The following is a 19,150-nucleotide window of genomic DNA, read 5'->3' as shown; positions in this document are numbered from 1 at the left end:
CGGCCAACACAGTGACGGTCGCTGTGCTGGCTGTGCGCCCGTGTTGGGCTCCGGCTGTCGCTGGCGGGGCCGGGCCGGTCTTCCTAAGCTGGGGCCATGGACACGATCAGCACCCCACAGCGCATGAACTACCAGCAGGCGCCGCGCTGCCTGCAGCTGGGCGAGCAGCAGCAGCTGCTGCTGACGGTGCAGGCCGGCCGGCTCTGGCTGACCCGGGAGGGCGAGGCCGAGGACCGGGTGCTGGTCGTCGGCGAGGCGCTGCGCCTGTTCGGTCCGGCCCGCCTGCACCTGGGCGCCTTCGACGCCGCAGGGGCGGACTTTGTTCAGAGCTTGGGGATGCGGATGCGGCTGATCATCAGCGAACCCGACAGTGCAAACAGCAGCACCAGCGGGTGGAAGAAGAAGCCGGCGATCTCCAGCTTGCCGAACCACAGCTGATCGCCTAGCGCACCCTGGGCGGCCGCCACCCACAGCACAATCACCAGGGTCAGCGAGGTCGGGATCGGCGTGCCCTCGAAGTACTTGACCTTGTCCGAGCCGGCGCTGAGTGCCTCGGCCGTGACGTTGTAGCGCGCCAGCCGCGAGACGCCGCAGGCGACGAAGAAGACCAGGATGATGCGGTCGTACAGGCCCTGCATGCCGCAGCCGTAGGCGATGGCGGCGGGCGCGACTCCGAAGGAGATGATGTCGGCCAGCGAGTCGAGCTCGCGGCCCAGGCTGGAGCTCTGCTGGCGCCAGCGCGCGATGCGGCCGTCCAGCACATCGAACACCAGGGCCGCCGGGATCAGCGCGCAGGCGTAATAGATGTGCAGCACCTCACGGGTCTGCAGATAGGTCATCACCGCGAACAGCGCGCCCATGCCGCAGAAGGCATTGGCCAGGGTGAACCAGTCGGCGAGATGGAACTCGCGGATCATCGAAAAAGGCTTGGGGCGATTCATGCCGCAAGCATAAGCTCAGCGCGGCTGCTCGCCCTCGACCGCCGGTTCGTGGCTCGGCCACAGGGCCTTGTGCGCCAGATGGTAGGCCAGCAGATGGGGCGGCATGCGCAGCCAGTGGGAGCGCAGGTACAGCGCCTGGCGCGCCAGCTGGGCTCCGGCCGAATCGCAGCTGGCATGCAGCGGCAGCAGGGCCCGGGCGTAGCAGGCGTCCATCAGCGGCAGCAGGGCTTGCGGAGGCGCCCCGGCGCGGCTGGCGTCCAGCACCTCGGCCGGCACCGGCGTGTCGAGCAGGCGGTGGGCATAGCGCAGGGCATAGAACAAGGGCCGCTGCAGGCCCAGCGTGGCGGCACGGGCCAGCAAGCGCTCCCAGAAACCGGCGCGCTGACCGAAGTCCAGCATCAGGCCGCGCAGATCGAACAGGTCGCGGGCACCGTGCTCGAACTCGCCCTCATGGAAGAGGTGGGTGGCGCTGTGCAGCAGCATGTCCGCCGGCGCCAAGGTGAACAGGCCGGGGTAGGCCGGCAGCGCCTGCAGCTGGTCGAACAGCGCTGCCGTGTTCACTTTCAGGCGGGCGGTCTCGGGCAGGATGGCGTGGTGAAGATCCAGGCTGCTGCCGCGCCGCTCGTGGTACAGCGGCGGGATCTCATGCATCCAGCGCCGGTAGTAGCGCTGGTCGTAGTCCGAGACCTCCTGGGCCCGCCAGCCGGCCCGCAGGCAGGCCGCCTCGGCCTGATCGAGAAAGGCCTTGGGCACCAGGATGTCCACATCCGAGAACAGTCGGCCCTGTGCCATCGGCAGCTCGCCGAGCAGATAGGCCGCGCCCTTGAGCAGCACGACCGGCGCTTGCAACTCGGCCATGGCCTTGCCAATGCAGACTGCCTCCCAATGAATGGAGAGCTTCTGGCGGGCGGCAATCTGCTGGGCCGCACGCAGGTGCGGCAAGACCGCCGCAGGCACGGCGTCCAGCATGCCGGCCGACTCGAGTTCGCAGGCCAGCTTGGCCAGCAGATTGGCGCGGCGGCTCTGGCGGATCAGCAGGTCCCACTGCAGCGCGCCCAGACTGCGCACTTGTTGCGGCGCCAGCAGGATGTCGAAGACGAGGGGACGGGTACGCATCGGTTCAGGCGCCGGCCAGCGCATCAAAGGTCCGGATGGCGTCTTCGAGCGCGCTATAGCTGAACTGATAGCAGTCGCAGCTGTCGATGATGCTCTCGACAGCCCGGAAGGCGCGCTGGCCATGGATGTCGTAGTTGTAGGACTGTTCGGCCACCAGCAGAAAGGTCTGTGCCTTGCTGTGCGGCTCCAGCGTGGCCGGTGCATCGGGAACATAGCGGGGCAGGACCAGCCAGCGCAGGCGTGCTGGCTCGGTGCGGCGTCTCACGCTTTCGTCCGGCGGGCGCATCAAGGCCACCGTGCCCTTGCTGGTGTCGGCAACCGGCGTGGTGAACACGGCCTCCGGCGCAAAGCGCTGTATCACCTCGATCGAGCGGTTTTTCAGATTGACCGGGCGGGCCATGCCGTGGACCAGGCCGCTGTCCATATCGTAGAGCGCGAGCTCATCGCTGAGCAGGCGCCAGCCCCGGTTCACCAGGCCGGCACACAAGGTGCTCTTGCCCGAGCCGGGTGGCGCCGGCAGCAAGGCCGCGAGGCCGTTCTTTTCCACCACGGCGGCATGCAGGATCAGGAATTGATGACCATGCGAGGCCACGCACCAGTTCAGGCCCCATTCAAACATCACCGGGGCGTGATGCGCGGGCAGCGGCACGAAGGCCGCACGGCCATCAACGGAGAATCGGGCCTGCGGCCTGTACCAGCGACGCAGACCGGGCTCGCGCCGGACCTGCACATGAAAGTCGCTGAAGCCGTCGTCGGGCAGACAGGCAAACTCGCCGTAGAGAAGGCGCAATGCAGAGGCCGCCTCGGGCACATCGGATTGCAGCCTGGCGCTGAAGGGATGGATGTCAAGCCGCAACCGCCCGCCCGCGAGACGGTCGCGCAAGTCTTCCAGGGTCAGGGATGCAATCTTCACGAGAACTGCTCGTGCAGCAGTCCCAGTGCTTGCAGATGGCGCAGCGCGGAATGGACTCGCGAATGGGCTTCGCCGTCCTGCAAGGCCTGCGTGCCTTCGAACAGCAACCGGCTCAGCGCTTCGACCTCAAGGACATGACTATCGGCGAGTTCCAGCAGCTCGAAGGCCAGTGCATCGAGGAAATGGGTATCACCGGAAACCGGGTCGAAGACCACACCCCCGATATCACCGTCCCAGTAACGGCGAATCTGGGCAAGGCCCGACGGCAACCATCTGCTGGACAAGCGATGTGCTGGCGGTCAGACGACCAGCCAGTTGCTTTCCAGGTACTGCTTCATCTTGGCCCAACTCCAGGCCGGGGAGGTGTTGGGCAGGCCCGTCGGCACATAACGGTCCGGGCCCTGCTTGGCCATCCAGGTGACCTGATCAGCGCCTTTGTTATCGCGGAAGCAGGCTTGCAGGCGAGTCTTGTAGATGCCGGGGGTCAGCTGCATATTGAGCTTGGCCACCGTCATATAGGTTGCGAATTCGGTGGCGCCGCCGAGGCCTCGCACCGCGTCCCAGACCTTGAGGGTGTTGCTGACGCCATACAGACCGCCGGAACCGAAGAGCTGGCCGATCGTGCACTGTTCCTGGCAGTTTTGCACCGCAGTCTTGGTGACGGTGTAGCCATTGACCACGGACGAGGTCTGCTTGTAGCCGCAGTATTCGGCGAGCACCTGGAACGGGGTCTTGGAGGACACCGTCCCGTACACCGTGTTGTTGCGCCAGTGGCTCTTGGACCAAGTTTCGGAACCGGTCACCACGGCCGCGTCCATGCGCGCCTTGACGCTGGCGGCCGTCGGGACGAGTTGCTGCGAACCCCAGGCCGAGGTCGTGTTGCAGTGCCAGGCCATCACCGGCCGGCTGGCCAGGGTCAAGGTGACCGGCACGGTCGATGCACCCAGCTTGATGAAGCGACGGCGCCGAACCGCACTCAGTGCCTTGGCTGCTGCTTGAGCTTGCTCTTGTGCTTGGATGTCGTCGTTCATTTCGTTTGGCCTCTTATGCACGCCGAAGGCGCTACGCCTGCCATGGGCATGCGAACCACGGCTGCTTTTTACTGACAAGCAGTGTTCCACACAAAGCCCGGCCAGGAAAGCGGACCTTCCCCCCTGAACGAGTGGCAAGAAACCGTCACATCTCTTGCCTTAAGTTTGCGCTCACTAGCTGACCAGGCGAGCATCTTCAAGCATGGCTGGTCGCCCGAACAGATATCCCTGGGCCAGGGCGCAGCCCAGCTCCCGCAAGCGCATGGCCTCGGCCTCGGTTTCCACCCCCTCGGCCACGGCCGTCACGCCCAGGCCTTCCGCCATGCGCAGCACGGCGGTGACGATGGCCATGTCCTGGGCGGATTTGGACAGATTGCGGATAAAGCTCTGATCGATCTTCAGGCAGTCGAAGGGCAGGCGTTGCAGATAGGCCAGCGAGGAATAGCCGGTGCCGAAGTCGTCGATCGCGATCTTCACACCCAGCGCGCGGATCTGGCGCAGCCGCTCCTCGGTGACGCTGTCCTCGCCGATCAGCAGCGACTCGGTGATCTCCAGGGTCAGGTGACGGGCCGGCAGGCCGTTGTCGCGCAAGGCCTGTTCCAGTGTGATCGCGAAATCGGACTGGATCAGCTGGCGCACCGAGACATTGACATGCAGCTCGAAGTCGCTGGCCAGCCGCGGCAGCAGGCCGGCAATGTCCCGCATCGCCTGGCGCAGCACCCAGTCGCCCAGCGCCAGTATCAGGTCCGATTCCTCGGCCACCGGGATGAACACCCCCGGCGAGACCAGGCCCCGCTCGGGGCTTTGCCAGCGCAGCAAGGCCTCGACGCCATGGACGGCGCCGCTGGCCAGCTCGACCACCGGCTGGTAATAGACCCGCAGCTCCTGTTTCTCCAGCGCATGGCGCAGCTCGGTGGCCAGGCGGGCCTTCTGCACCGACTGCTCCATCATCGCCAGCTCATAGACCACGCAATGGCCACGGCCGCGGCGCTTGGCCTCGCCCAGGGCGATGCTGGCATTGCGCAGCCAGTCGCCCAGGGCCTCGCCGGGCAACGGGCCGCCGACCGCGCCGACCGAGGCGCTCATCAAGACCTCGTCCTCGCCCGAGGTGAAGGGCAGCGCGAATAGGGCCAGCACCTGGGCGCCTAGCGTGGCCGCCTGCTGCTCCATCTCGGCGGGCTGCACGCCCAGGTGCAGCACCGCGAACTCGTCGCCGCCGATGCGGGCCAGCAGCAGCGGTCCGGGCAACTGGGCGCGCAGGCGTTGTGCCATCACCTGCAGCAGCCGGTCGCCGGTGGCGTGGCCGACGCTGTCATTGATGGCGCGGAACGAGTCCAGCGCGATCAGGGTCAGCACCGCCGGCCGGGGCTGCGGCCAGTCGACCTGCTCCAGCAGGCCGCGGCGCGTCAGCAACTGGGTCAGGTCGTCATAGATCAGCTGCTCGCGCATGCGCGCAAACGAGCTCTGCAGCCGTTCCGCCATCTCGTTGAAGGCCCGCACCAGCAGCGCGGTCTCGCGCAAGGCGCTGCCCTGCTCGATGGCGTTGCGTCCGCCCTCATGGCTGAGCCAGCGGCCGCGCGCCAGCAGATTGGCCGCCGCCGCCGTTTCCAGGATGGGTCGGGTGATGCGTCCTATGCCCCACAGCCCCAGCAGGATGGCCAGCACGGCGATGCCGGCCATCATCAGCATGCTGCGGGTCTGGGCCGTTCGGATCTCGCCCAGCAGGGCCGCCTCGGGCACCAGGGCCACCACCCGCCAGTCCAGCCCGCGGGTGTCGGAGTAGGGCGTGACGCGGCAGAAATACAACTCGCCCTCGTGCCGGATCGTGAAGCCGGCGCCGCTTTCGGTCGGCGCGGCGTCGATATGGGCGGCCACCGCGCGTATCAGCGGGTTGGCGCTCTCGCGCATCAGCAAGCGGGTGCCGCTGCCGGACTCGGCGAGCACCGAGCCCGGTTCGGAGTGGGCCACCAGGCGACCGTCGAGCTCGGTGATGAAGACGATGCCGCTGCCGCGCAGCGGCTCGTCGCGCAGAAAGCGGTTCAGCCCGTCGAGCTTGACATCGGCCGCCGCCACGCCCAGCCACTCTCCGTTGCGCAGCACCGGCGAGATCGCCGAGATCGCGACCTCGGCGCGCTCGTCCTTGTTGATATAGATCGACGACCAGCCGGGCCGGCCGCTCAGCGCCACCGGCCGGTACCAGGGCCGGCCACGCGGGTCATAGCCCGGGAACTCGGCCACCACCGTGCCGGGACGGTCGCCCTGATAGATGCGCAGGCTGTCCGCGGTCGCATCGTCCTTCAGCATCAGGGTGAAGTCGCCGCCGGTCTCGCGCCGCAGCCCGGCGTAATCACCGGCCTGGCTGCCGAAGCTGAGCACGCTGAGCTGCTGCTGGTCGGCGAACAGCTCGCCGTAGACGCCGCGCAGATAGCGCTGGATCGCGTCCATGTCGCCGGGCTTGTAGAGCCCGTGCCGCGCGATCGCGTCGGCCACCATCAGCTGGGTGCGAAAGGGCTCGTCCAGGAACAGCGCCAGGCGGTTGCGCGAGCTGGCCGTCAGCGAATCCAGCAGCCGGCTGCTCTCCTGATGGATCAGCTGCTCGATCTGACGCTGCTGGGTCAGCGCCTGCAAAGCCACCGTGCCGGCAAACAGCAGCACAAAGGGCACGGCGATCGCGGTGCGCAATGTGGGGCGGTGGGTCAGGAAACGCATCGGCGGGATTATCCGGGCCGGTGCCCGGCGCCGCGCGGGGAACTGGGGGTGGTTTTCCCGCCTGCTCAGAGCTGGGGTGCCTTGAAGCTGTCGCAGGCGCCGAGTTCGCCGGCCTCCAGCCCGCGCTTGAACCAGCGCACGCGCTGGGCGCTGCTGCCGTGGGTGAAGCTCTCCGGCACCACGGTGCCCTGGGACTGGCGCTGCAAGGTGTCGTCGCCGATCTTGGAGGCGGCGTTCAGCCCTTCCTCGATATCGCCGGCCTCCAGCCAGGCCGCGCCGCGCTGCGAATGGTGGGCCCAGACCCCGGCCAGGCAGTCGGCCTGCAACTCCAGCCGCACGCTCAGCGCGTTGTACTCGCGCTGCGAGACCCGGCCGCGCGCCTGGTCCAGCTTGGCCGAGATGCCCAGGATGTTCTGCAGATGGTGGCCGACCTCATGGGCAATCACATAAGCCTGGGCAAAGTCGCCGGGCGCACCGAGGCGCTCGCGCAAGGTGGTGTTGAAGCTCAGGTCGATATAGACCTTGTGGTCGCCCGGGCAGTAGAACGGGCCCATCGCCGCCTCGCCGACGCCGCAGGCGGTCTCGCTGCGGCCGCTGAACAGCACCAGCTTGGGTGGCACATAACGCTGCTGGCGCTGGGCGAAATACTGGCCCCAGACATCCTCGGTGTCGGCCAGCACCACCGCGACGAAGCGGCCGGCCGGGTCTTGCGGCTTGGCTGCCGGCACCGCATCGCGGCTCTCGGCCGGCTGCGGCAGGCCCGCGCCACCACCGTCCAGCAGGCCCAGCACCGTCATCGGGTTGATGCCGAAGGCCCAGGACGCCAGCAGCGCGATCACGATGCCGCCCAGGCCCAGCCCGCGCCCGCCGCCCAGGCGGCGTGGACCGGGGCTGGCGCCGCGCTGGTCTTCCACGTTGTCGCTTTCGCGCCGACCGTCCCATTTCATAGTGCGCCCTCAGGTTTGCTGCCGTGGCTGCCGATGTTACGGTCTGGGCACTGGAAAAAAGGAAATGAATGAGCGCAGGCCAAGCGCCCGACTCCTTGGCTGAGGTCTTGCTGAGTTTGCAGCAGGACAGTCAGCTGCTGCTCGCGCTGTTCGATGAGCGCGATGTGCTGCGCCATGCCAACACGGCCTTCCGCCATGCCTACAAGGCCGAGCCGGACGGGCGCCTGGTCTGGGCCGAGATCATGCGCGCCAACCATGCGCTGAGCCAGGGCGCCATCATCGAGGCCGACGATATCGAGGCCTGGCTGGCCTCGGCGGCGACACGGCGCGGCAAGCTGCCCTGGCGCGCCTTCGAGGTCGACCTCTGGGACGGGCGCTGGGTCTGGGCCACCGAAACCGTCCATGCCAATGGCTGGCTGCTGTTCGTGGCCAGCGACATCACCGGGCTCAAGCAGGAGAGCCGGGCGCTGCGCCAGGCCCATGTGAAGGCGCTGCGTGCCTCGCAGACCGACGCGCTGACGGGGCTGAGCAACCGCCGCCACAGCCTGCAGCAGCTGCAACAGCTGCTGACGCAGAGCGAGTCCTGGCCGCTGTGCGCGGTGATGCTGGACCTCGACAATTTCAAGCGCATCAACGACGAGCTGGGCCACGCGGCCGGCGACCTGGTGATACGCGACTTTGCCCGCCAGCTGCAGGCCAGCATTCGCCGCGAGGACGGCTGCGGCCGGCTCGGCGGCGAGGAATTCGTGCTGATGCTGCCGAACGCCGGCCGGGGGCAGGCGGCCGCTATCGTCGAGCGCCTGCTGGCCCGGGTGCGGCAGGCGCGGCCGTTGCCGACCGAGCGCGGCTACACCTGCTCGGCCGGCCTGGCCGAGGCGCAATGGGGCGAGACCGCCGAAGCCCTGCTGGAGCGTGCCGATGCGGCCCTGTACCGGGCCAAGGCGGCCGGGCGCGACCGCCTGGACATGGCCGACTGACTAGAGCTGCGCGCGCAGCCAGGCTTCGGCAGCGTCGAGGCGCTCGAAGGCGGCGAAGCGCCGTCCGTGGCGGGCGTAGATCTTGGCAAAGATCGGCAGCATCAGCTCGCGGCCCTCGACCTCGGGGGCGGCCACATAGGCCACCGCCAAGGGGGCGGTCTTGGCCTGGCTCATGGCCTGCAGGAACTCCTCGAAGCAGGCCAGCGCGTCGGGCGAGGCCATCAGGCTTTGATGCATCACCAGGATGTCGCCAAAACGGCCGCCGATCGGCACGCTGGCGAACAGATCCCGCATCGCCAGCCCCATCGCCAGCACGCCTTCGCGGTTGAAGGGGCCGCTGGCCTCGAGCCGCACGATCGAGCCCTCGGCCCAGATGTCGACCTGGCCGTGCGGTCGGAAGATGCCGGTGGCGAAGGCGGTGCTGGTGCGTTTGGACTGCTCGGTGTTCACGGCCGGCATGGTAGCCGGCCCGGCTAGATGGCGTACCAGAGCGCGGCGAAAAAGTGACAGGCGGACCCGCCCATCACCAACAAATGCCACACAAAATGCGCATAGCGCACGCGGTGGTCGAGCAGAAAGACCAGCGCGCCGACGGTATAGGACAGCGCGCCGGCCACCAGCCAGCCTATGCCGGCAGCCGGCATGCGCGGCAGCAGCGGCACCAGCGCGGCCAGCACCAGCCAACCCATCGCGACATACAGGCCGGTCGACCACAGCGGATGGCGCAGCCGGTCCATCAGCTTGGCCGCCACCCCCAGCGCCGCGCAGGCCCAGACGGTGCCGAACAGCGACCAGTCCCAAGGCCCCCGCAGCGCCCCGAGCGCAAGAGGCGTGTAGCTGCCGGCGATGAAGAGGTAGATGGCCGCGTGGTCGAGCCGGTTCACCCAGCTCTTGGCCCGGCCCTCGGGCAGCGCATGGTAGAGCGCCGACACCAGGTAGAGCAGGATCATCGTGGCCGAAAACACACTGGCCGCGACGACCTTGCGCGCCGAGCCCTGCTGGGCGGCGAAATATGTCAGTATGGGCAGCGCAGCCACGGCAAGCAAAAAGCCCAGACCATGACTGATGCAGTTGGCGAGCTCCTCGCCGAAGCTCTGGGCCCGCGCTTTGATCGGCTGTTCGTTCATCTCATTGTGGATGCTCGCCGCGAACCGATGGCACCTTGATGACAAGCCCGAGCCCTTTTCGTCGCGATGGCAAGCAGCGCCGGCGCTCGCTGCTGGGCCTGGGTCTGGCCGGCCTGCTCGGCGGCGCCCGGGCGCAGGAGCGCCTCACCGTGCTGCTGGAGGAGTTCGCGCCCTACTCCTTCACCGATGCCCGGGGTCAGGCGGCCGGCTATGCGGTGGAGCTGGCGCGCGAGCTGCTGACGCGGGCGCGGATCGCGGGCGATTTCGAGTTCAGCTCCTGGCCCCGCGTTTCGCGCCGTGCCCAGCTGCAGTCCAATGTGCTGCTGCCGGCCATCGTGCGTCTGCCCGAGCGCGAGGCGCAGTTCCACTGGGTGGCACATATCTCGGTGCGCCAGGGCTGGCTCTATCGGCTGCGCTCGCGGCCCGATGTGCAGCCGCGCGATCTCGACATGGCGAAGGCCTATCTGACCGCCGTGATCAAGGACGATGTGTCCGAGCGAGAGCTGGTGGCGCTGGGCTTCTCGCTCGACCAGCATCTTGATCGCAGCGCCGACTACGACATCATGTTGCGCAAGTTCTTTGCCGGCCGCAGCCAGCTGCTCGCGCTGAACCGGGTGCTGGCGCCGGAGCTGCTGCGCCGCCATGGCCATGACCCCCAGCTGATCGAACCGCTGCTGAAGTTCTCGGAGTCGCGGCCCTCGATGGCGCTGAGCCTGCCCAGCAGCCCGGCGCTGGCCCAGCGCCTTCGGCTGGCCTGGGAGGGCATGCGCCGCGACGGCACGGTCGCGGCGCTGGCGGCACGCTACGGCATGCCGCTGCCCGACTGAGGCCGGGCGCCGGCGCCGTCAGGGCATGCCCAGGGCCTGGACTAGCGCCTCGGTGGCCTCCAGATTCAGGCGCAGCGACTGGCCGGCCTTGAGCTTGTCGCGGAAGCCGTAGAAGACCTTGCCGCCGCGTTCGACGAACAGGCGCTCGAAGCCCAGGCCGGCGGCCTGCGGCGGCAGCTTGGCCAGGCGCAGCACACGCGCATCGCCGAGGGCCTCGATGCTGTAGCTGCCGCTGCCCAGCTTGTCGCAGTTGCGCGCATGGTCGTCGCTGGCGCGCAGCGCGCAGCTCCAGTAGGTCGTGGCGTTGCCGGGGCCGAAGGAGACGCGCAGCCGGCGTAGCCCGCTGCGGTAGTAGCTGCTCGGTGCCGTGAAGGCGGCGTCGCTGACATTGCCCAGGCTCAGCGAGGTGGCGCCCCAGGCCTCGTTGCGGCTGCCGTGCACGGCCGGGTTGGCCGTGTAGCTGCAGGGCGTGCCGGGCATCGCGGCGACCAGGCTCTCCAGATCGGTGGCCAGGCTGCGCAGGCTGTCGGCGGTGGCCGCCGTCCAGCCGTCGCAGCTGGTGCGCTCGCCGGTGCGCAGGGCCTGGACATAGGTGTAGACGCGGTCGACGGCGGCCGTGCTGTAGGCATCGGGGTTGCTGAGCTCCCGGCTGTCCTGCGTGATCAGCACCGAGCCGGCCGGGAAGGGCGCCGCCAGCGCGGTGGCATAGCGCTGCGGGTCCGGACCCCAGCCGGCGAAGCTGCCCTGGCCATCGGTCGGTGGATGGGCGCGTATCTGCGTGACGATCTCGCCCATCGCGATGCCGGCGATGCTGCGCAGCGTGCGCTTGTTGCTGGACTTGAAGGCCTTGCAGTACAGGGATTCGCTGCGTCCCTGGGCGTCCCAGGGCGTCGCCTGATGCGCATGCTCGGCCGGGCAGTCGAACCACTCGCTGCCGGTCCAGAACACCTGGTTGCGCAGCCAGTTCTTGCGGCCCTCGCCGAGGCGGTTGACGCCGAACTCCTGATGGTTCTTCAGCACGCCATCGACCGTGGTCCGGGTTTCGCGGTACTCGGTGTAGTGGCGCAGGCCCTGGGCATCGGGTGTGTTCTGCGCGGCGGTGGATTCATAGCTGCGGATGTAGTAGTTGCCGGCATCGCTGAAGGTGAACCAGCGCAGCGACAGGCCGGCCTTGGGCGCCGACGCTGCCTCCTCGGGCGCGCCGGGCGCCTTGCTCTGGGCGATCAGCGTGGCGAGATTGTTCTTGCTGAGACCGGCGGCCTGCGCCAGCTCCTTGGCGGCCGCCTGCATGGCCGCCGCGCGGGCCTCGGCCGTGGCGGCGTCCTGCAGTGCCGGGGCGATGGCCGCCCCCATCAGCTCGGGCAGCAGGGCCAGCAGGCGCTTGTTGATCTCGGCCTCGATGTCGGCCGCGCTCAGCGCATTGCCGGTGCTGTCGGTGGCGCCGGCCGTGTCGCCGAGCTGCTGTTGCTTGGCGAGCACCAGCAGGCGGGCCAGATCGGCTGCCAGCTTGGCGCCGGCATCGCTGCTCTGGCTGAAATCGCCCAGCAGCGGGGTGTCGATGCTGAGCTGCTGCAGCAACGCCTGCTCGGCCGCTTCGGTGCTGCTGCCGCTGCTGGCGGCCTGGATCTGCACCAGGGTGCTCAGCGGCGAGACCACGCTGCCGGCATCGGCCGGTGCCGTCATCATGAAGGCCGTGGACACCGGGCCGTGGTCCTTGTCGATCGCGTCGGTGCCGATCTGGGCCAGCACCACATGGCGGCTCATCTCGGCGCTGGGCACCTTCAGCACGACACGGCCCTCGGCGTCGCTGCGCCCCTGGACCTCGTCGCTGTCGCAGCGGCTGTTGCCATTGGCATCCAGGCAGACCAGCGCATGCTGGATCGGCCCGTCCAGCACGCGGACGCTCATGTCGGTGGTCTGCGCCACGGTGGGTTCGGGATCGGAGTCGCTGCCGCCGCCGCAGGCGATCAGCGCGGCGGCGGCGATCAGGCCCGGGCTCAGGCTGCGGAGGCCGGGTGGCGAGGAGAAGCTGGGCTTGGACATGGGGAGCTCCCTTGGCGTGAGTGGACGATGGGGTGTGGGCTTGCGCCACGTCCAGACACTAGACAGCCGGGTCAGCGTTCTCGCCCCCTCGATAGGGGGCGACATCGAGCAGGCCTCATGAAAGCATGGGACGCATGAAACACGCTGCCGACATGGCCAAGCTGCGCACGCTCGCGGCGATGGGCCTGACCGCGGAGGCCTTCATCCCGGCCCTGCTGGAGCTGCTGCATGGCCTGATCCCGTCCGACCGCAATCTGTTCGACTGGACCGATGCGCGCGGGCGCCTGCTGCGCTACTACTTCGAGGGCGATGTCGACCACGAGATCAACCGCCACTACTTCGAGGCCTTTCACAACCGGCGCGAGGCCGAGGTGATGATGCCCTTCCACGAGGCGGTGACCAGCGGCGTCGTCGTGCACAGCGCCGAGCGCCTGGACAGGCCCGAGTTCTTCCGCTCGGCGCTCTACAACGAGATCTGGCGGCCGCAGCGCCTGCACACCCGGGCCGAGGCGGTGGTGCGTGGCGTCAGGGGCGAGCCGCTGGGCTCACTGGTGCTCTACCGCGGCCCCGGCGAGCGCAAGTTCAGCCGCGCCGAGGAGGCCTTGCTGGCGCGAGTCGTGCCCTATGTCGCGCGCGGCCTGCAGGCGCCGACGGCCGAGCTCGGTGGCATCGACTATGTAGCGCGCCGCGACCGGCGGGGCATTCTCTGTCTGGGTGCCGACGGCGAGCTGCTGCATCTCTCACCCGAGGTCTTGAAGCTGCTGCTGCTCTCGCATGGCGGGGTCACGCCCGAGAACGCCAGCGTCAGCCCCAGGCGCGAGCACTTCCCGAGCTTGACGGCGCTGTGGGAGCAGCACCGGCGCAGCCCCGGGTTGAGCCGGCCGGGCACCAGCTTGAGCGTCGAGAACGCCTGGGGGCGTTTTCTGTTCGAGAGCTGCCCGCTGCAGACCCTGGGCCAGGATCGGGCCCCGCTGCTGCACATCACGGTGCAGCATCACGAGCCGCAGGGGCTCGCACTGCGCCGCGTGCTCGACAATCTGGCGCTGACGCCGACGCAGAAAGACGTCTGCCTGCTGCTGCGCACCGGCCACTCGCAGCTGGAGATCGCCCGGCTGATGGCCGTGTCGCCGTCCACCGTGGCCGACCATGTCAAGAAGATCTATGCCCGCCTCGATGTGCATTCGGTCCATGAGCTGGCCGGGCTGATCCAGCGCCTGGTCGGCACGGCGTAGCGGTGCGCTATTCCTCTTCGCCCAGAAAACCGCCGCTCTGGTGTGCCCACAGCCGCGCATACAGGCCGCCCTGCGCCAGCAGCTCGGCATGGCTGCCCTGCTCGACGATCTCGCCGCCGTCCATCACGATCAGCCGGTCCATCGCGGCGATGGTCGAAAGCCGGTGCGCGATCGCGACCACGGTCTTGCCCTGCATCAGCCGGTAGAGGCTGGTCTGGATGGCCGCCTCGACCTCGGAGTCCAGCGCGCTGGTGGCCTCGTCGAGCAAGAGGATGGGCGCGTCCTTCAGCATCACGCGGGCGATCGCGACGCGCTGGCGCTGGCCACCGCTGAGCTTGACGCCGCGCTCGCCGACATGGGCGTCATAGCCTTTGCGGCCCTTGGGGTCGCTGAGGCTCAGGATGAACTCATGGGCCTCGGCGCGCTCGGCGGCGGCGATCATCTGCGCATCGCCGGCCTCGGGCCTGCCGTAGAGCAGGTTGTCCCGCACCGAGCGGTGCAGGAGGCTGGTGTCCTGCGTGACCATGCCGACCTGCGCGCGCAGACTGTCCTGCGTGACGCCGGCGATGTCCTGGCCGTCGATCAGGATGCGGCCCTGCTCGATGTCATAGAGCCGCAGCAAGGTGTTGACCAGGGTCGACTTGCCGGCGCCCGAGCGGCCCACCAGGCCGATCTTCTCGCCCGGCTTGATGGTCAGATCCAGGTTCTTCAGCACCGGCTTCGTGCCGCCGTAGGCAAAGCCGACCCGCTCGAAGCGGATCTCGCCACGGCTGACCTGCAGCGGCTTCGCATCGGCCCGGTCGCGCACGCTGACACTCTTGGACAGGGTGCTGATGCCGTCCTGCACGGTGCCGATGCTCTCGAACAGCTCGGCCATCTCCCACATGATCCAGTGCGAGATGCCGTTCAGGCGCAGCGCCATCGCGGTGGCCGCCGCCACCGCGCCGACCCCGACCTGGCCCTGCATCCACAGCCACAAGGTGACGCCGGCGGTGCTGGCGATCAAGAGCATGCTCAGTACATGATTGATCACCTCGAAGCCGCTGATCAGCCGCATCTGGCGGTAGGCGGTGGCCAGGAACTCCTGCATCGCGCCGCGCGCGAACTGGGCCTCGTGCTGCGAGTGCGAGAACAGCTTGACGGTGCCGATATTCGTGTAGGCATCGGTGATGCGGCCGCTCATCAGGCTGCGCGCATCGGCCTGCTCGCTGGCGGCCTTGCCCAGGCGCGGCACGTAGTACCACAGCGCGATCAGGTAGAGCAGCAGCCAGCCCAGGAAGGGCAGCAGCAGCACGGCGTCGAAGCCGCCGACCACGGCCATCATCGTGACGAAGTAGATCGTGATGAAGACCAGGATGTCGGTGACGATCAGCCAGCAGTCGCGCACCGCCAGCGCGGTCTGCATCAGCTTGGCCGAGACCCGGCCGGCGAACTCGTCCTGGTAGAAGGACAGGCTCTGGCCGAGCAGATGACGGTGGAAATTCCAGCGCAGCCGCATCGGGAAATTGCTCGACAGGCCCTGGTACTTGCTGATGGCCTGCAAGGCGATCAGCAGCGGGCTGCCCAAGAGGATGGCTGCCAGCAGCAGCAGATTGGCCTTCTCCTGCTCCCACAGCTTCTCGGGCGGCACGGCGGCCAGCCAGTCAACCACCGAGCCCAGCATCGCGAACAGCAGGGCCTCGAAGGCGCCGAAGGCGGCGGTCAGCGCCGTCATGCCGATGATCAGCGGTCGCATGCCCTGGGTGGCGGCCCAGACAAAGGGGAAGAAGCCGGCGGGCGGCTGCGGTGGCGGCGTCTGCGGATAGGGGTCGACGCGTTTTTCAAACCAGCTGAACAAGGGGATACCTGCGGGGTGGGGAGTCAGCCGGCAAGCGTAGCGCAGCCCTGCTGCCAGGCGATGTCAGCAAGCGGCGAATGGCAGAAGAGGCCGCATCGGCGGCCTCTTGCTGGGATCGGTGGGCGTCAGCGCGGGTCAGCGCGGCAGGGGCAGCGGCCTGCCTTGCGACTGCGCCGGTGCGGGCACCTGCAGGATGGCGGCCAGCGTCGGCGCGATATCGGCCACCTCGACGCGCTGCTTCACCTCGCCGCGGCCCACCCAGGCCGGACCCCAGGCGAGGATGGGTACCTGGGTGTCGTACTCATAAGGCGTGCCGTGCGAGCTGCCGCCGCCGCGCGAGCTGTAGAGCCAGTTGGGCTTGACGACGATCTGCAGCGGCGCGGCGATGTCCGGGTGCCAGGACTTGCGCATCGCGGCCAGATAGGGGGTCTGGGTGTCGCTGCCCTGCATCTGGTCGAGCGTGAAGACATCGGCCACGCCGTCGACCTGCAGCAGCAGCTTCTTGGCTGCGGCATACACATCGGCCGACTTCAGGCCGCGGGCCTTGATCGCCCTCTCGTCGAACAGGAGGCCGGCAGCCGAGTAGCCGCGCGCCAGCTTGGGCTCGCCGAACTGCTTGGCCAGCTCGGCGTTGAGCCAGCCCAGGGTCAGCGCCGGGTTGATGCGATCGGCATCCTTGCCCTGGCTCTTGGCCCACTCGGGCGTGTCGGCGAAGCCGTGGTCGGCGGTCAGCATCGCGACATAGTTGCCGGCGCCGACCTTGGCATCCAGATACTGGAAGAAGGCTTGCAGATAGCGGTCCAGATGCAGCAGATGGTCGTGCGAGAGGCGCGACTCGGGGCCGAAGGCATGGTTGATGTAGTCGTGGCTGGACAGGCTGACCGAGAGGATGTCGGTCTTGTCGTCGGCGCCCAGCTGTTCGCCCTCGATCGCGGCGCGGGCGAAGGCCAGCGTGATCTCGTCGCCGAAGGGCGAGGGGACGATGTTGGCGTAGAACAGCGGGCCGGGTTTCTCGTGCTTGTCGCCGATGACGGCCGGCAGCTGGTTGCCGTTGCCGCCGCTGCTCTGCCAGGGCTGGCCATCGGGCACCGAGCGGGCATAGGCGGACTCGGGCAGGAGCGGCGTCCAGCTCTTCTTGAAGAAGGCATCGGCCGGCTTGGCGGCGTTGAAGCCGCTGACCCAGGCCGGATGGGCAGCCATGTAATAGGTGCTGGAGGCAAACTGGCCGCTCTCGCTCATATACATATAGGCCTGGCCCTTGTGGCCGGCCGGCAGGATGGCGCCGCGGTCCTTGCCCGAGATGCCGATCACCTTGGACTCGGGCTGCAGGCCGCGCAGCACATCGCCGACCGTCTCGACCTTGTAGTTCTTCGGGCTGGTGCCGGCCAGCGGCGCGGTCTTGTGGCCGATGTACTGGTGGGCGCTGTCGCCGGTGCAGTAAACCGTCTCGCCGGTCTCGCGGTCGCGCCATTCATTGCCGATGATGCCGCTCTTCTGCGGATAGGCGCCCGACAGCATCACCGCATGGCCGGCCGCGGTGACCGTGTGGCCATGGCCGTAGTGGGCGTTGGCGAACCAGGCGCCGCGATCCAGGAAACGCTTGAAGCCATCGGGCTGCAGCTGGTCGCGGTAGCTCAGCACCTGGCGCTGCGGCAGGCCGTCGACCACCAGGAAGACGATCAGCTTGGGCTTGCCGGCGACGGGTGCCAGGCTCGGTGGGCCGCTGGCGCAGCCGGCCAGCAGAGCGGCGCCCAGCGCGCTCAGCAGCAGGGCGCGACGGGTGGGGGTTGCTGTGTTCATGGGCGTACTTCTTGTTGCGTGTCGGGACGAGGCGCGAGCTTAAGCTGCGCGGCTTCCGGACGGTGCCGGCGCGGCCCCGGGGTTTCCCGAGCTGTGCGGCCCGCGACCCATTAATAAGTGGGCCGGACCCGCATCACTGCAGGCCCGGCCTCTTTCTAATTGGCAGTGCGTCGGCGCACTGCTGCGGCTGGGGTCTTGTTGAACATCTCGGCTGGCTTGCCGGCCGGCCCTTGTGGGCTCTTGGCTGCTGGCTGGCGCGACCCCTTGCCGCGCGGTCTTCCCCTCCTAGGGATGGGCGCTATTCTGGGCACGGCTTGTTACGGTTCTCTCCACATTTGCCCTTGTTTGGGCGTTTGTCGCACAACTGGAGAGGGTGTGGTCTGCTCCCGGCGGCTCAGCCCAGGGCCTCGTCCAGCACCTCGACCCAGTGCCGCACCGGCGTCGCGCAGCCCCCCTGCAGATGCTGGATGCAGCCGATATTGGCCGAGACGATGGTATCGGCCTGCAGCGGCGCCAGGGCCTTGAGCTTGCGATCACGCAGCTGCTTGGACAGCTCGGGCTGCAAGACCGAATAGGTACCGGCCGAGCCGCAGCACAGATGGCTGTCGCTGGGCGCCAGATTGATCGTGAAACCCAGCTCGCGCAGCGCGCCCTCCAGGCCACCGCGCAGCTGCTGGCCGTGCTGCAAGGTGCAGGGCGGGTGGTAGGCGAGCTTCGGGTGGGACTTGGTCTTCAGCCGCGCCTTCAGCGGCGCCACCAGCTCGGGCAGCAGCTCGCTGAGGTCCCGGGTCAGCGCGCTGATGCGCTGCGCCTTGTCGCGGTAATCGGGGTCATGGGCCAGCGCATGGGCGTACTCCTTGACCGTGACGCCGCAGCCGGAGGCATTCATCACCAGGGCCTCAACCTTGCCGGCCCCGGTCAGCCCCTCGACCAGCGGCCACCAGGCGTCGATATTGCGGCGCATATCGGCCAGGCCGCCTTCGTGATCGCTCAGATGGCTGCGGATCGCGCCGCAGCAGCCGGCACCGTCGGCCACCAGGGTCTGGATGCCGGCGGCGTCGAGCACGCGGGCGGTCGCGCTATTGATATTGGGCATCATCGCCGGCTGCACGCAGCCCAGCAGCATCAGCACCTTGCGCTTGTGGCTGCGGGTCGGCCAGTCGTGGGCACGGGCCGGGGCCTTGGCCGGCAGCTTGTCCTTCAGCGCGGCCGGCACCAGCGGCCGCAGGGCCTGGCCCAGCTTCATCGCCGGCTTGAACAAGGGCGAGGTCAGGCCCTCCTTCAGCAGCCAGCGCAGGGCGCGCTGCCGGCGCGGCCGCTCGACCTTGGCCTCGACGATGTTGCGGCCGATCTCGAGCAGATTGCCGTACTGCACGCCGGAGGGACAGGTGCTCTCGCAGTTGCGGCAGGTCAGGCAGCGGTCCAGATGCAGCTGGGTGCTGGCGGTGGGCGTCGCGCCCTCCAGCACCTGCTTGATCAGATAGATGCGGCCGCGCGGGCCATCAAGTTCGTCGCCCAGCAGCTGGTAGGTCGGGCAGGTCGCGGTGCAGAAGCCGCAGTGCACACAGCGCCGCAGGATCTCCTCGGCCTCGCGGCCTTCGGGCGTGGACTGGAACTCGGGGGCGAGATTGGTCTGCATAAAAGCTCGGA

At 68.5% G+C, this 19,150-nt stretch carries 17 protein-coding genes; 4 read left to right on the top strand and 13 right to left on the bottom strand.

Annotated elements, in window-relative coordinates:
* The first annotated feature begins 96 nt into the window (after positions 1-96).
* Positions 97-438 (top strand): DUF2917 domain-containing protein, encoded by a 342-nt coding sequence (locus ABGI63_RS01405; RefSeq protein WP_349740681.1) that lies wholly within the window; start codon positions 97-99, stop codon positions 436-438.
* Here ABGI63_RS01405 and pssA read toward each other — a convergent pair.
* From pssA to ypfJ, 7 genes are all read right to left on the bottom strand, one after another.
* Positions 324-941, bottom strand: coding sequence for a CDP-diacylglycerol--serine O-phosphatidyltransferase (gene pssA, locus ABGI63_RS01400; RefSeq protein ID WP_349740680.1), 618 nt, complete (start codon positions 939-941; stop codon positions 324-326). The genes ABGI63_RS01405 and pssA overlap by 115 nt on opposite strands.
* A gap of 15 nt (positions 942-956) precedes the next feature.
* Positions 957-2,057 carry a nucleotidyltransferase domain-containing protein gene (locus tag ABGI63_RS01395; RefSeq protein ID WP_349740679.1) on the bottom strand — a complete coding sequence of 367 codons (1,101 nt, stop codon included), beginning with the start codon at positions 2,055-2,057 and terminating at the stop codon, positions 957-959.
* A 4-nt stretch (positions 2,058-2,061) separates the two neighbouring features.
* Positions 2,062-2,970 (bottom strand): HprK-related kinase A, encoded by a 909-nt coding sequence (locus tag ABGI63_RS01390; protein ID WP_349740678.1) that lies wholly within the window; start codon positions 2,968-2,970, stop codon positions 2,062-2,064.
* Complete coding sequence (locus ABGI63_RS01385; RefSeq protein WP_349740677.1) at positions 2,967-3,254, bottom strand: HPr-rel-A system PqqD family peptide chaperone; 288 nt, start codon at positions 3,252-3,254, stop codon at positions 2,967-2,969. The genes ABGI63_RS01390 and ABGI63_RS01385 overlap by 4 nt, the downstream gene beginning before the upstream one ends.
* Positions 3,255-3,269: 15 nt before the next feature.
* Positions 3,270-4,001 carry a hypothetical protein gene (locus ABGI63_RS01380; protein ID WP_349740676.1) on the bottom strand — a complete coding sequence of 244 codons (732 nt, stop codon included), beginning with the start codon at positions 3,999-4,001 and terminating at the stop codon, positions 3,270-3,272.
* 174 nt (positions 4,002-4,175) lie between these two features.
* Positions 4,176-6,710 (bottom strand): bifunctional diguanylate cyclase/phosphodiesterase, encoded by a 2,535-nt coding sequence (locus tag ABGI63_RS01375; RefSeq protein WP_349740675.1) that lies wholly within the window; start codon positions 6,708-6,710, stop codon positions 4,176-4,178.
* A gap of 65 nt (positions 6,711-6,775) precedes the next feature.
* Positions 6,776-7,657: a KPN_02809 family neutral zinc metallopeptidase gene (ypfJ, locus tag ABGI63_RS01370; RefSeq protein ID WP_349740674.1), complete on the bottom strand. Its 882-nt coding sequence runs from the start codon at positions 7,655-7,657 to the stop codon at positions 6,776-6,778.
* Between the two features lie 68 nt (positions 7,658-7,725).
* On the opposite strand from ypfJ, the gene ABGI63_RS01365 reads away from it, so the two are divergent.
* Positions 7,726-8,634 (top strand): GGDEF domain-containing protein, encoded by a 909-nt coding sequence (locus ABGI63_RS01365; RefSeq protein WP_349740673.1) that lies wholly within the window; start codon positions 7,726-7,728, stop codon positions 8,632-8,634.
* Here the strand turns inward: ABGI63_RS01365 and ABGI63_RS01360 are convergent, their stop codons facing one another.
* Positions 8,635-9,084: a hypothetical protein gene (locus ABGI63_RS01360; protein ID WP_349740672.1), complete on the bottom strand. Its 450-nt coding sequence runs from the start codon at positions 9,082-9,084 to the stop codon at positions 8,635-8,637.
* Between the two features lie 23 nt (positions 9,085-9,107).
* Positions 9,108-9,761, bottom strand: coding sequence for a PAQR family membrane homeostasis protein TrhA (trhA, locus tag ABGI63_RS01355; RefSeq protein WP_349740670.1), 654 nt, complete (start codon positions 9,759-9,761; stop codon positions 9,108-9,110).
* Between the two features lie 38 nt (positions 9,762-9,799).
* Here trhA and ABGI63_RS01350 point away from each other — a divergent pair, with 38 nt between their 5' ends.
* A complete protein-coding gene (locus tag ABGI63_RS01350) occupies positions 9,800-10,588 on the top strand; it encodes a substrate-binding periplasmic protein (protein WP_349740669.1) in 789 nt (262 codons plus the stop codon).
* An 18-nt stretch (positions 10,589-10,606) separates the two neighbouring features.
* Here ABGI63_RS01350 and ABGI63_RS01345 read toward each other — a convergent pair whose 3' ends face one another.
* Positions 10,607-12,631, bottom strand: a complete 2,025-nt coding sequence (locus tag ABGI63_RS01345) for a hypothetical protein (protein ID WP_349740668.1) — start codon at positions 12,629-12,631, stop codon at positions 10,607-10,609.
* A 134-nt stretch (positions 12,632-12,765) separates the two neighbouring features.
* Between ABGI63_RS01345 and ABGI63_RS01340 the strand changes: the two genes are divergently transcribed.
* Positions 12,766-13,863, top strand: coding sequence for a helix-turn-helix transcriptional regulator (locus ABGI63_RS01340; RefSeq protein WP_349740667.1), 1,098 nt, complete (start codon positions 12,766-12,768; stop codon positions 13,861-13,863).
* Positions 13,864-13,870: 7 nt separating this feature from the next.
* Here the strand turns inward: ABGI63_RS01340 and ABGI63_RS01335 are convergent, their stop codons facing one another.
* The 3 genes from ABGI63_RS01335 to glcF all read right to left on the bottom strand — a co-directional run bounded on the left by ABGI63_RS01335 (position 13,871) and on the right by glcF (position 19,139).
* Positions 13,871-15,700 carry an ABC transporter ATP-binding protein gene (locus ABGI63_RS01335; RefSeq protein ID WP_349740666.1) on the bottom strand — a complete coding sequence of 610 codons (1,830 nt, stop codon included), beginning with the start codon at positions 15,698-15,700 and terminating at the stop codon, positions 13,871-13,873.
* A 135-nt stretch (positions 15,701-15,835) separates the two neighbouring features.
* Positions 15,836-17,500: an alkaline phosphatase family protein gene (locus ABGI63_RS01330; RefSeq protein WP_349740665.1), complete on the bottom strand. Its 1,665-nt coding sequence runs from the start codon at positions 17,498-17,500 to the stop codon at positions 15,836-15,838.
* Between the two features lie 394 nt (positions 17,501-17,894).
* Positions 17,895-19,139: a glycolate oxidase subunit GlcF gene (glcF, locus tag ABGI63_RS01325; RefSeq protein WP_349740664.1), complete on the bottom strand. Its 1,245-nt coding sequence runs from the start codon at positions 19,137-19,139 to the stop codon at positions 17,895-17,897.
* Positions 19,140-19,150 lie beyond the last annotated feature (11 nt).

The sequence above is a fragment of the Roseateles cavernae genome, assembly GCF_040187885.1.
Classification (GTDB): domain Bacteria; phylum Pseudomonadota; class Gammaproteobacteria; order Burkholderiales; family Burkholderiaceae_C; genus Roseateles_E; species Roseateles_E cavernae.
This window is presented reverse-complemented; position numbering and strand designations above follow the sequence as displayed.